General features: G+C 41.8%; 9 protein-coding genes. 2 read left to right on the plus strand and 7 right to left on the minus strand.

The window, feature by feature from the left end:
* Positions 1 to 30: 30 nt before the first annotated feature.
* On the minus strand, positions 31 to 873 hold the full coding sequence (locus ABRT01_RS10545) for an aldo/keto reductase (RefSeq protein WP_269409463.1): 843 nt from the start codon (positions 871 to 873) through the stop codon (positions 31 to 33).
* Between the two features lie 284 nt (positions 874 to 1,157).
* Between ABRT01_RS10545 and ABRT01_RS10550 the strand changes: the two genes are divergently transcribed.
* Entirely contained in the window at positions 1,158 to 2,522 is a 1,365-nt protein-coding gene (locus tag ABRT01_RS10550; protein WP_269409462.1) for a TrkH family potassium uptake protein, read from the plus strand.
* A 120-nt stretch (positions 2,523 to 2,642) separates the two neighbouring features.
* On the opposite strand, the gene ABRT01_RS10555 is transcribed toward ABRT01_RS10550, so the two are convergent.
* The 6 genes from ABRT01_RS10555 to pulA all read right to left on the minus strand — a co-directional run bounded on the left by ABRT01_RS10555 (position 2,643) and on the right by pulA (position 10,837).
* The gene (locus ABRT01_RS10555; protein ID WP_269409461.1) at positions 2,643 to 4,607 is read right to left on the minus strand and encodes an ABC transporter permease; all 1,965 of its coding nucleotides are present in this window, start codon (positions 4,605 to 4,607) and stop codon (positions 2,643 to 2,645) included.
* Entirely contained in the window at positions 4,597 to 5,355 is a 759-nt protein-coding gene (locus tag ABRT01_RS10560; RefSeq protein WP_269409460.1) for an ABC transporter ATP-binding protein, read from the minus strand. The genes ABRT01_RS10555 and ABRT01_RS10560 overlap by 11 nt, the downstream gene beginning before the upstream one ends.
* Before the next feature lie 102 nt (positions 5,356 to 5,457).
* Positions 5,458 to 6,462 (minus strand): sensor histidine kinase, encoded by a 1,005-nt coding sequence (locus ABRT01_RS10565; RefSeq protein ID WP_269409459.1) that lies wholly within the window; start codon positions 6,460 to 6,462, stop codon positions 5,458 to 5,460.
* On the minus strand, positions 6,455 to 7,150 hold the full coding sequence (locus ABRT01_RS10570) for a response regulator transcription factor (RefSeq protein WP_269409458.1): 696 nt from the start codon (positions 7,148 to 7,150) through the stop codon (positions 6,455 to 6,457). The genes ABRT01_RS10565 and ABRT01_RS10570 overlap by 8 nt, the downstream gene beginning before the upstream one ends.
* Positions 7,151 to 7,479: 329 nt before the next feature.
* Positions 7,480 to 8,586, minus strand: a complete 1,107-nt coding sequence (locus ABRT01_RS10575; RefSeq protein WP_269409457.1) for a M24 family metallopeptidase — start codon at positions 8,584 to 8,586, stop codon at positions 7,480 to 7,482.
* A gap of 127 nt (positions 8,587 to 8,713) precedes the next feature.
* Entirely contained in the window at positions 8,714 to 10,837 is a 2,124-nt protein-coding gene (gene pulA, locus ABRT01_RS10580) for a type I pullulanase (protein ID WP_269409456.1), read from the minus strand.
* A gap of 241 nt (positions 10,838 to 11,078) precedes the next feature.
* Between pulA and glgB the strand changes: the two genes are divergently transcribed.
* Positions 11,079 to 13,016 carry a 1,4-alpha-glucan branching protein GlgB gene (glgB, locus tag ABRT01_RS10585; protein ID WP_269409455.1) on the plus strand — a complete coding sequence of 646 codons (1,938 nt, stop codon included), beginning with the start codon at positions 11,079 to 11,081 and terminating at the stop codon, positions 13,014 to 13,016.
* The last annotated feature ends 64 nt before the right edge of the window (positions 13,017 to 13,080 follow it).

Here is a 13,080-nt window from a genome sequence, read left to right on the forward strand (position 1 = left end):
CGCGCACCTGTTAATTGGTGCGCTTTGTTTTTAAAATTCCTCATATACTGCAGGATCCTGATCGTTCATCCTGCCATCGGGTAGTGTTAATGCTGCAATGTCGTTCATGTCCGTTTCATCCAGCGAAAAATCAAAAATTGAAATGTTTTCACGTTGTCTTGCCGGTGATGCCGATTTCGGAATAGGGATGGTGCCAAGTTGATAATGCCAGCGTAAAATCACTTGGGAAACTGTTTTTTGATGTTTGTTGGCAATCGCTTGGATCCTGTCATTTTGCAAGACTTCATTTGCTCGGGCCAATGGACTCCAAGATTCGGTCTTCACGTCATTTTCCTCATGCCATTGTCGTTGTTTTTCCTGGTTGAAAAATGGGTGTAATTCAATTTGGTTCATGCTTGGTTTGACACCAGTCTCCTTTTCCAAACGTACAATGTGTTCCGGCAAGAAATTACAAACACCAATTGACCGAATCAAGCCCCATTTTTTCGCATCAATAAGTGCTTGCCAGGCCTCTACATAAATATCTTGTTTCGGATTGGGCCAGTGTATAAGATAAAGATCATAATAGTCCAGATTTGCCCGATACAAAGATTCTTGAATGGTAGTAACGGCTTTGTCATAGCTGTGATAACGGCCAGGTAATTTGGATGTAATTCGTAATTCTTCTCTTGGAACAGAACTGCGCCGGACAGCTTCACCCAGCGTTCCTTCATTTTCATAATTATACGCTGAATCAAGCAGGCGGTATCCCATATCGATTGCACTGCTTATCGCATTGGCGCCCTCATTTCCATTTAGTTTGTATGTACCAAGGCCAATAACTGGTAATGTGAGACCGTCATTAAGTGTGATCTCCGGAATTGATTTATTCATTATGAATCACTCCTTTTAATCTATGATAACATATGGAGTCAGACCTGACGCAATCATCCATGTTGAAAAAACTTTCCGAATCAGAAATACAGTCCAAATTGAACATAATACGGTCCGAAATGAAAAGAATAAGTCCAAGTTGAATAGAATACGATCCGAAACCTTTAAATCAGGATTTACTGCTTCTATCTAACCTATCCACCAAGGGTCAGCCCCAAAAAAGTAGTACTATTAATGAATCCTGCCTGTTATAATGAGGTTATATTTTTTAGGAGGGGCAGAACATGTTTTCCAAGCAGCCATTGATCCGACTAATGAATCGATTATCACCCGTACAATTAATCCTGCTTTTTTATCTCCTTGCTGTTATCGTATCCACACTCTTGCTTGCATTGCCGGTAGCACACAGGGATGGTGTTCACGTACCGTTTATCGATATTTTGTTTACGGCAGTGAGTGCGCTGAGTGTGACGGGACTGACAACGGTTAGTATTGCCGACACCTTTAGTACAACTGGATATATTCTGCTTTGCCTGATCTTGCAATTGGGCGGGGTAGGGGTGATGGCAATAGGAACTTCCATCTGGTTGTTATTAGGTAAAAAAATCGGATTGAAAGAACGTCGATTAATAATGACGGATCAGAATCAGACAACTTTTGAAGGAATGGTTCGTTTAATTAAACAAATTTTATTAGTAATTTTAACGATTGAATTTATCGGGTTTATCATAATGGGAACATATTTTTTGCAATACTTTCCAACTGCTGAAGAAGCGTATTTAAACGGTTTTTTCGGGGTGATTAGCGCTATAACCAATGGTGGTTTTGATATTACCGGGAATTCGCTCATCCTGTTTAAAGACGATTATTTTATCCAGTTTATTAATATATTGTTGATTATTTTTGGGGCTATCGGTTATCCGGTTTTAGTGGAGACAAAGGAATATTTGTTTTCCAGGTCGGGCAATCATCGTCGGTTTCGTTTTTCCCTGTTTACTAAAGTAACGACTATTACATTTTTTAGTTTAGTTGTTATCGGGACGATTTTTATTGCTTTGTTTGATTTAAACGGTTATTTTAGTGGTAAATCATGGCATCAGGTATTGTTTTATGCTCTATTTCAATCGGTGACAACCAGGAGTGCCGGGCTGTCTACGCTTGATGTCAGCCAATTGACGGAACCAAATCAGCTGTTCATGTCATTTTTAATGTTTATTGGTGCCTCGCCAAGCAGTTCAGGTGGAGGAATTCGGACGACCACATTTGCCCTGGTGATTATTTTTCTGATTACATTTGCCCGTGGCGGCAAAAATATTCGTTTGTTCAGACGTGAAATTCACGAAGAAGACTTGCAAAAAGCGGTCACCGTAACATTAATGGCGATCATTTTTGTTTATGGTTCAGTGCTGCTACTGTCTGTTTTGGAGCCATTTTCCACTTCAACACTTTTATTTGAAGTTACCTCGGCCTTTGGAACGGTCGGACTGTCACTTGGTATTACTGGAAAATTGACTGTCATAAGCAAGATTGTTTTGATGATCCTCATGTTCATTGGCAGGATTGGAATTATTACCTTTTTGCTGACGTTTAAGAAGAAGAAAAGTCCGGGGAATTACCATTATCCTAAGGAAAGGATTATTATTGGGTGATTATAGGTATTGCTGCTGAATTTGAAATGGAGCTAACAAGTGGGTAATCCGTATCGCTTACATCAATAGAGTTAGATTCCCCGCCACTTTAACGATTTAAAGCCGCGGGGGTCTGTCTCCTCATAAGGCTTCTTGAATAACTCGCTTATAATAAAGTACCGATAAGATACCGAAAATCGAGTACAGAACGGTATAAATGGCCATGACAATTACTGTTGGAGTAGCCATTTCTGTACCAAACAGGAACCAGCCCGATTTGACAGCAAAATAACTGTGTAACAGCCCAAGTACTAAAGGAATACCAAAGTTAAACAGCTGTTTATACCAAATGCCGCGGATTAAATCGCTCTGTGTAAAGCCAAGTTTGCGTAAAATGGTGTACGTTGACTTTTCCTCATCACTCTCATCCATCTGTTTAAAGTACAAAATACACCCAGATGTAATCAAAAAGGTTAATCCGAGAAAGCCGACGATGAACATGGTCAGTCCGGTAGCCTGTTTTTGCTCTGCCGTAGCCTTTGACTGGGAGCGGGAGCCATAACCGGATGCATCTGCATCTTGTTCATCAAGATTCATCTGCTCGAAAATGTTGTTAGCTTGCTGCAACGCTTTCCCGTCCACAACATCAATGCCAACATAGGTGCTGCCAAAAGTGCTTTGGATATCTTTGTCCAAATTTTGTTCCAATTGTTGGTAGACACTATCATCTACAACTGCAACGGGCCCGCCGAAAGAGAAGACCATTGGTAGAATGGCCTGATTTTGTACTTCCGAATAGTAGACATCAAAGGTATCCTTGGTATTCGAAAGTGTCAGTTTTCCTTTGTCTTTTAAGGAAATCATCTGTGCCGTAACATCACTGGTACCTGTAAGGACTGTCTCATCAGGCGAAACGTTAATCTTCTTTGTTGATTGATCACTGATGACGGTCATTTCGTTATCCTTGGGGTCGATATAAGAATTATCCGGAGCCAACTGTAATGCCTTGGTTAAGTCAGCACTTACCGTGATGAAATCAATTTTGTTTTTCTTGTAAGCTATGTTTTTTTGATCCAGTTCTTTTGTGAAACGATCTGCGTCTTCCTGACTCGGAATGGAAAAATCATTTGGTACCATTTGCTGTGCTAACTTTTCCGCTGAATAATAGGATATATAGGTTAGTGATAATAATCCGATCGCCAGTGCGGAAACGGTGGTAATTACCGTCAAAAGCAGCGCATTGGATTTCATGCGGAACATAATCGATGATAACGATAGTACATCGTTAATCGATAAATACCCTGCCTTGCTTTTGCGAATCAGCTGCAGGATAAAGCTTACTGATCCTTTAAAGAACAGGTACGTCCCAATAATTACCGAACCCAGGATACTGATCATGAGCAGAAACAAAGTGCCTGAATTCATGGTGTCACTGTCAAACAAAATGGTAGATAAATAATAGCCCAGAATAATCAGTCCGATTCCAAAAATACCAATCAGGATCTGGACAACTGACAGTTTCTTTACATTGTTTTCCGTTTTGGACCTTGCCTGAAATAGGGAAAGCACGCTCTGCCTCTTAATAAACAAATAGTTCATCAGCATAATAAACAAATAGATCACGAAAAACACAAGCAGCGTCTGGAACATCGCCTTCGCGGAAAATCCGAGTGTTGCAACCTGATTGATCCCGGTGATTTTAAAGAACACCATCTTCATGAGTTTTGACACGGCAAATCCGAAAAAGATCCCAATGACAATCGATCCAATATACAGCGTAAGGTTTTCCAGACTCAGAATGCGAAAAACTTTTCCCTTGGTCATACCGATCAGCTGGAATAAGCCAATCTCTTTACTTCTGCGTTTGATGAATAAGGTGTTTGCATATAATAGAAACACAGTAACTATGGCAATTAATAAAACGGATCCGGCATAAAGACCTGCTGACCCTTTTACAGAACTGGACGGGTCCTCCATTGCTGGATCATATTGTAAGGTGACAAAAGAAAAATACAGTGCCACACTAAAAACGAGTGCAAAAACATATAAGTAATAGTTACGAATATTTTTCTTTAAACTTTGCCAGATTAATCGATTAATGCTCATCGTGCACACCACCCAGGACGCCCTGTGTTTTCATAATATCTTTCAAAAAGGTCTCTCTTGTTCCATCCCCTTTATAGATTTGCGTATAGAAGGAACCATCCTTGATAAAAATCACCCGTTCCGAATAGCTGGCTGCGACCGGATCATGGGTAACCATCACAATAGTGGCTTCCCGGGTCTCATTTAAATGGTTCAGTTTGTTTAATAAATCCGATGCTGATTTGGAATCCAGCGCACCGGTCGGTTCATCAGCAAAAATGATGCTTGGTTCATGGATGAACGCGCGGGCTGCCGATGTACGCTGTTTTTGCCCGCCCGATAGTTCGTTTGGATATTTGCCCTTGATATCGTAAATGCCCAGTTCCTTTGCCACTTGCTCAAATGTTTGGTTTGCTGCTTTTTTCGATACGTTATTAATTGACAGTGGCAGGAGAATATTCTCTTTCACGGTCAGCGTATCCAGCAGATTATATTCCTGAAAGATAAAGCCCAAATGATTTTTTCGAAATGTGGCAAGCTGTTTATCCTTCATGGTGGTTAGTTCCTGGCCTTGAATGACAATGTTTCCCTGACTCACCCGGTCAATCGAGGAAAGGACGTTTAAAAGCGTTGTTTTCCCCGATCCGGATGCGCCCATGATACTTACAAATTCTCCTTTTTCTACGTTGATATCAATACCTTTTAAGACTTCCTGTTTATTAAATTTGTTTCCATAGCTTTTATGAATTTTGGTTGCTTGTAACATCATTACTTGTTCACTCCTTTTATCTGCCTGAATCTATGATAAGGAATTGCCGTTCTTTTTTCCTTTGATTCCCCGAACAATTCAAAAAGGCATGTGACATTCTCGTCACATGCCAGTAATAGCCACAAAATCATTTTTGCTCGGGAACGTTAAGGTAAAACTGGTGCCTTCACCGACTTTGGACTGGACGTCGATCTTGATGTGTAGCGGCTTTAAAGCGTTATTAACCAAATAAAGCCCCATACCGGAAGAAGCTGTATCATAATGGACCGTAGTGGATGTGAAGCCGCGATCAAAAATACGTGGTAGGTCCTTGCGATCAATCCCTCTTCCATGATCCCGAATAGTGAGCATGGCTTGGGATTGTTTCAGGTAACTTGTTATTGTTATATCATCGTTTTGTGTATATTTAATAGCATTAGTCAGCAGCTGTCGGATGATAAAGGCAAACCATTTCGCATCCGTTAATACCTCTTCTGCTTGTAAGGAAACATCAAAGCCAATCCCTTTGCGCATGCACCAAGACTGTAATGCTTTGATTTCCTGAAAAAGCAGGGGCTCCAGTTTCGTTTGTTCGATATACAAGTCGTTTTCCATATAAGGGATCCGTTTTTGATGAAGCTGTTGGTCGAGAAGGAGGTGGATACGCAACCATTCGTACCTTAATTGCTGTTTGACCTTTTTGTCCTCTACACGATCAATCATGAGCTGCATTGCGGTTAATGGTGTTTTTACTTCATGGATCCAAGATAGCAGTTCATCTTTTTCCTGTTCCAGTTTGGTGTTCTGTTGTGAAATTTTGTTTTTATAGGCTGTTGTTTGTTCGTTGAGTTGTTCGGCAACGATTTTCTCAAATGGACTTATTGGCTTATACATATCCGTTATATCATAATCCTTATCCCATGCTTGCAAGATTTTGTAAAAGGCCGTTTCCTTATGATAACGGACGATAGCAAATATCAGCAGAATAAGTGTCGATAAAAAGACGATATAGACAACGGACCGGATGGAGATGGACGGATCGATCGCGGCAATAAACAGCGCCAGCAACTGTAAGGCAATAAACAGGAGAATCCAGCTGCACCGCTCGATCAGATATTTTTTAATCATTCGCAAAAGGCACCTCTTTTGCCTTATAGCCCTGGCCAACCTTTGTCTCGATAAAGCCGCCTAATTTGATTTCACCCAACCGCTTTCGCAGCCGGTTCACATTTACAGTCAAGGTATTGTCACTAATGAAACGTTCGTCATCCCAAAGGCTTTGCATGATATCTTCCCGGGGAACTACCTCATTTTTACGTTCAATTAAAAATTGCAGGATGTACATTTCATTTTTCGTTAACTCAATCGTACCTTTATGGTTGGTAACCGTATTTTTGGTATAATCAACTGTAGCGTTATTCCATGTGCGCAGTTCCAATTGTTCAGCGTTGTAATTATAGACACGACGGAGGATTGCCTGTATTTTTGCAATTAGCACATCAAAATGGAATGGTTTCTGGACATAATCATCCGCACCAAGCTGCATGGACATAACCATATCGGTGGGATGGTCGCGTGACGATAAAAAGATAATGGGGACATTGGAGTGCGTCCGAATCATCCGGCACCAATGGAACCCATCGAATTTCGGTAATTGAATATCAATGATTACTAAATCCGGTTTAAGACTTGTGAAATTCTGCATAATATCGTTAAAGTCACGCACGCCATGTACTGCATAATTCCAACCTGCCAACCGTTCCTTTATTTCTTGAAACAGGCTTGTATCATCTTCAATTAGCATAATGTTAAACAATGGAATCCCCCGCTTTATGAATAATCCTTTGATTCCATTGTAGCAGGAGTTGTGTCAAATTGTATAGAAGTGATATGAAATGGAGTTGCAGGTTTTACGCGGGAGGCGGATTGCTTTGGTCGGGAGAAAATCACCTCAACATGGGAGACAGTACGTTTTAGTCGGGAGAGAAGCACTTTAACTCGGGAGACAGCCCGCTCTGGCCGGGAGAGAATTTAAAGTTGCTGTTATATTACAAAATTCAGAAAGCGAAGATGGCGTGTTTTATATATGAAAAAAACAGCTCCAGCCCATTACTATAACGGGCTGGAGCATTTAATATCTGCCAATTACAATATCTGCAATTCTCTAGGGAAAGAAGTCAATAATTCACCTTCACCATCTTCGTTAATATATACATTATCCTCGATTCGCACACCGCCAAAATCAGGGATATAAATGCCGGGTTCAATGGTAAACAGATATCCGCTCTCGGCAATTTGTTCATTATTTTCGTGAATGGATGGTTCTTCGTGCACCTCAATACCAAGGCCATGACCAATCCGATTATTAAAATACTTTCCATAGCCGCTTTTTTCAATCACGTTTCTTGCTTCAATATCAAACGTTTTTAGTGGCACACCAGCTTTGACAGCGTCGACGCCAACTTGAGTGGATTGCCGGACATACTCGTAAATTTCTTTTTGCTTGGCTGATGCTTCACCGATAACAAATGTCCTGGTAATATCGGAGCAATATCCTTCCGCAATCGTTACGCCCATGTCAATTAACAGGAAGTCACCATTTTGCAATTTGCGGTTACCCGGGGTTCCGTGTGGTAATGCTGAATTCTCACCGGATAATACAGTAGTTGAAAATGATGGACCTTCAGCACCAAATTTTTTCATGAGAAATTCCAATTCAGCGGTTAATTCCAGTTCAGTCATGCCCACTTTAACTTTCTTGATTCCTTCAGCCATTACTTTTTCAATAATATCGATCGCTTTTTGGGTATAGGTCAGTTCACTTCTTGATTTTTTCAATCGTTGTCCATTGATGAAAGGTTGAATGTCTTCGTATGTCGTCTCGGAAAAAACCGATTGCAAACGTTGGTGCTGGAACATACTTACCTTTTTCATTTCCAGTCCGAAAACCAAGGGTTCAGTGCTCAGTTTTTCCTGAAGTTTGGCGTACGGATCTTCTTCATCGGAAATCGGAATAATGTTTTTAATAAACGAATCATTAGCGGCGATTTCCTTATCCAATGCAGGAACGAAAAGGATAAATTCCTGTTTCAGGTTGTCAATTACCAAAGCCATAAACCGTTCATGCGGTTCAGAATTAAATCCGGTATAGTAAAATACATTTGCCGGTGTGGAGATCATGGCCACATCGATGTTGTTTTCTTTTAAATGATTCTGCAATGCGTCCAATCTTGTTTGATAGTTAATTGTCATACAAATTGTCCTCCTTTATCTCTAGGTACTAGTATAACATGTGAGATTCATACCACGGTAGCATTCTGTTGTCGTAACTCTCCCGTCCTCAAGCGGGTTCTCTCAAGTTTGAGCATCCGCAAAAATCCTAAACAATTTTCACTTGCCGCATGAGAACAATCAGTTCATAGGGTCCAATCGTTGTAACTTCGCCCTCTATGTACTGAGTTTCTTTCTCTTTGTTGTTGGTTACCAAGGTCTGCCACCTGCCATTTGAGGGGAGGAGCACCTGGTACGTTGCTTCATCAGGATTCACATAGATGGAAAAATTCCGGGCATCTCCAAGCAGCGTAAAGCCAAATACCGGGGCAGGTGTCGTCAAAATATGCAGCCGCCTGTTAATCTCTTGTTTGGAAACTAATCGGAACACAGGATATTGCTTCCTAAGTGCAATTAATTTTTTTACATAAGAAATATTATCCTGCTGTTTCTCCCGTTCATGCCAATCCAGCTGGTTAATGTGATCTCCTGACCGATAGCTGTTTTCATCTCCAGCTTTTGTCCGGAACCATTCCTGCCCGGCATGAAGAAAGGGTACTCCCTGGCTTAGCAAGGTAACACCGGTAGCCAGCTGGTGCATTTTCCGGCGCACTGTTTCCGTATTCCCGCTATTGGTGAGTTCCAGCCGGTCCCATAATGTATGGTTATCGTGGCATTCCACATAATTGACCGTCTGGGTTACATCAGCGACAAAGGGTTGCCCGAACTTCTCCAGTGCCGATCCAGATACAAGGTGGGGAAGTCGTTCGATAAATTGTCCCCGTCCATTGGCAAAACCTTGATCGTTTGTGTTGAATAAACTTCCTTTTAATGAATCACGGAAAAAATCATTGAAAAATCGAACACCTTTTAATTGCCCGGAATGTACAGAAGTGGCCAGCCTGTCAGGGTTGATTGCGGTCGGAAGTGTCCAGCCTTCACCTAGCAGCATAACCGGTATCTCCTCTTGTTCGCAGCGTGTTCGGATTTCTGTCATTGTATCAATATCAAGTGCTCCCATTAGATCAAACCGGAAACCGTCCACTTTATATTCATCAAGCCAAAAATCAATAGAATCGATAATAAATTTGCGGGCCATGATCCGCTCCGATGCAAAATCATTTCCCACACCGGTTCCGTTGCTTACATGACCATTGTCATCATAACGGAAATAATAACCGGGTACAAGCTGTTCAAAAGGTGAAGTTGGCATATAAAAAACGTGATTATAGACAACATCAAAAATGACAGCAATTCCTTCCTCATGAAATGCCTGAATCATTTGCTTGCATTCCTTCACTCTTGCCTCAGGAACATCAACTCTGGTCGCATAACTTCCCTCGGGAACCTGAAAATAAAGTGGATCATACCCCCAGTTATAACCACTATTTGGATTTAATTCATCCACACGGGCAAAGTCATTAATCGGCATTAGCTGAACATGGGTAACACCAAGATCCTTTATATAGGAGAGCCCTGTCGAAAAACCTTTTGAAGTTGTTGTGTTTTTTTCCGTAAGCCCTAAAAATTTCCCCTTATGTCGGACACCACTGTCATGCATGATCGTTGCATCTCTGACATGCAGTTCGTAAATGATCGCGTCCTGAAGCTGCTTGATTGGTGGCCGTTTTGTTGTTTGGAAATTCTTTGGCTCGGCAGCTTTCATATTCATGACGACACTTTTCTCGCTATTCGCAAGCATTGCCTTCGCATAGGGATCATTAACAATGGTTGTCTTCCCGTTTACCGTCACTTCGTATTGATAAGCCGCACCATCCCAGTCGCCTTTCACTACGGTTTCCCAAACACCAGCGTTACTTCTAATTAACGGATGTCTGTTACCCTTAAGCCATAAGGTTACTACAGTTGCGGTGGGGGCCCAGACAGAAAAAGCGGTCTGATTACGTGAATAGTCCGCCCCAAGTTTTGCATGTATATCGGTATAATTGTGTTCAAACCAGTCTGTGCGTACAATCGCCCCCGGGTAAACCGGCATTTCCGCGTCTCCCCATTGAAGCACCAGTTCCTCACCCAGTGGCAATGCTTCAAATAAAACCATATTCACCTTCGCCTCGCCAGTTGGAGTTGGTCCTTCCAACATTAAAGAAAAATATTTTTCTTTTTTCCGCCAGTAAATAACAGGGGCTGCCTCTGAATGAATCAATGTTTCTATATTTTCACAGGTGAACGTAATTCTAAAAACATCATCTATCCATGCCATACCATTTACCACAAACCTTACCCCCGCTTCCATTCATCTCTATCAATAGTATATGTCCATCCCATTTAACTGTAAACTTTAAGCAAGGACGCTAAACTAAAATGACTCGACAACAATCGATAAAACTAGTCGAACTTTGTAACTAATATTCTGAACAATATAAAGGAAATTATGGTATAATTGAACCAAGCATGATGAACAGTAATCGGGCATGATCTGATCCAATTTTAGGCTCAGGAAGGCGGTGTTACCAATGAGCTATTCCATTTCTGAAGAAGACCTGTATCTGTTTCACCAGGGAACAAATTACTATAGCCAGCAGTTGCTCGGTTGCCGCGAAATTTTATGGGAAAACAAGCGAGGGTATCGTTTTGTGGTTTGGGCGCCACACGCGAAGGAAGTCCGGGTTGTGGGGGACTTTAATGATTGGCAGGGCGACCGGCACGTATTGCGACGGATTACCGATCAAGGTGTCTGGGCAGGATTTTTCACTGGTATTCCGGAAAATACGCCATATAAATATGAAATACAGCCACAAAATGGAGCGTCGTTTATGAAAGCAGACCCATATGCCAGGACAGCTGAAGTTCGCCCGGCAACAGCATCTTTGACTCCAGCAACCTCAACATATAATTGGAATGATCAACAATGGCAGGAAGGAAAGAAAACATACAACCCGCATACAGCGCCAATTTCCATTTATGAAGCTCACTTGGGAACGTGGAAGACAAAGCAAGTGACAAAACTAAAACCATGGGAAACAAAGGATGCCGAAGAATTTTATACGTACCGGGAACTTGCTCATGAACTAATACCATATGTCAAAACGCTTGGATTTACCCATATTGAGTTGCTTCCACTTGCGGAACATCCCTTTGATCGGTCGTGGGGCTACCAGATTACCGGCTATTTCTCAGTTACATCCCGTTACGGTTCTCCCGATGATTTTAAATATTTCGTTGATCAATGTCATATACATGGGATCGGGGTGATTATGGACTGGGTTCCAAGCCATTTTTGCAAAGACGCATTCGGACTCCGGCAATTTGATGGGGAACCTTTATATGAATACAGCGACCCGCAAAAAGCAGAAAAAAAGGGATGGGGGACACTTGCTTTTGATTATGGACGTCCGGAAGTGCAAAGCTTTCTTATTTCCAATGCCCTTTTCTGGCTGGAGGAATACCACATAGACGGTTTACGGACAGATGCGGTGGCCAGTATGCTATATCTGAATTTTGGCAAGTCCGATAACGAGGTGAAAATTTTCAACACCTATGGGGGAGAAGAAAATCTCGAAGCCTATGCATTTATCCGCAAGCTGAATGAAGTCGTTTTTAGCCATGAACCGAATACATTGATGATGGCCGAGGACAGTTCGGATGTGCCGCTCGTTACTGCACCAACATACAAAGGTGGCCTCGGATTTAACTTTAAATGGAATATGGGCTGGATGAATGACATGCTGGATTATATGGAAAAAGATCCGGTTCATCGCAAGTGGCATCATAACCAGCTGACATTCTCGTTTATGTACACCCATTCGGAAAACTTTCTGCTTCCGCTTTCGCATGACGAGGTTATTCATGGAAAAAAATCATTACTCGATAAAATGCCCGGTGATCAGTGGCAGCAATTCGCCAATTTGCGATTGTTATACGGCTATATGATGGCACATCCCGGTAAGAAACTGTTATTTATGGGCGGGGAGCTGGCACAATATGCCGAATGGAAAGACCTGGAGGAACTTGACTGGCATTTGTTGGAATTCCCGCTTCATTATCAAATGCAGCAATACGTCAAGACGCTGAATCATTTCTATCGGGACCATCCGGCGTTTTACGAACTCGATCACAGTCCGGAGGGTTTCTTATGGATCGATCCGCATAACATCGAGCAAAGTATCATCGCCTTTTGCAGGAGAAGTTCGAATCCCCGGGAGGAACTGATCATTGTCTGCAATTTCACACCGAATGTACATTATGACTATAAAGTGGGTGTTCCTGAATCGGGTATATATGAGGAAATTTTTAATTCCGATGCAGTAGACTTTGGAGGATCCGGTCAAACAAATGGAGACAAGCATTTCAGTTACCCCGAGAAATGGCATGGTGAATTGCAACATATCAAGGTTAAAATCCCCCCTTTAGGAGTTGCGATTTTTAAAAGAAAAACGAAAGACTGCATTTAGCGGTGCATGGACGGAACGAAAAGGAAGTGCTTGGGTCTGGTGCATGTTGGAACGAAACAAAATA

The sequence above is a fragment of the Lentibacillus sp. L22 genome, assembly GCF_040812445.1.
In the GTDB taxonomy this organism is placed as follows: domain Bacteria; phylum Bacillota; class Bacilli; order Bacillales; family Amphibacillaceae; genus Lentibacillus_C; species Lentibacillus_C daqui.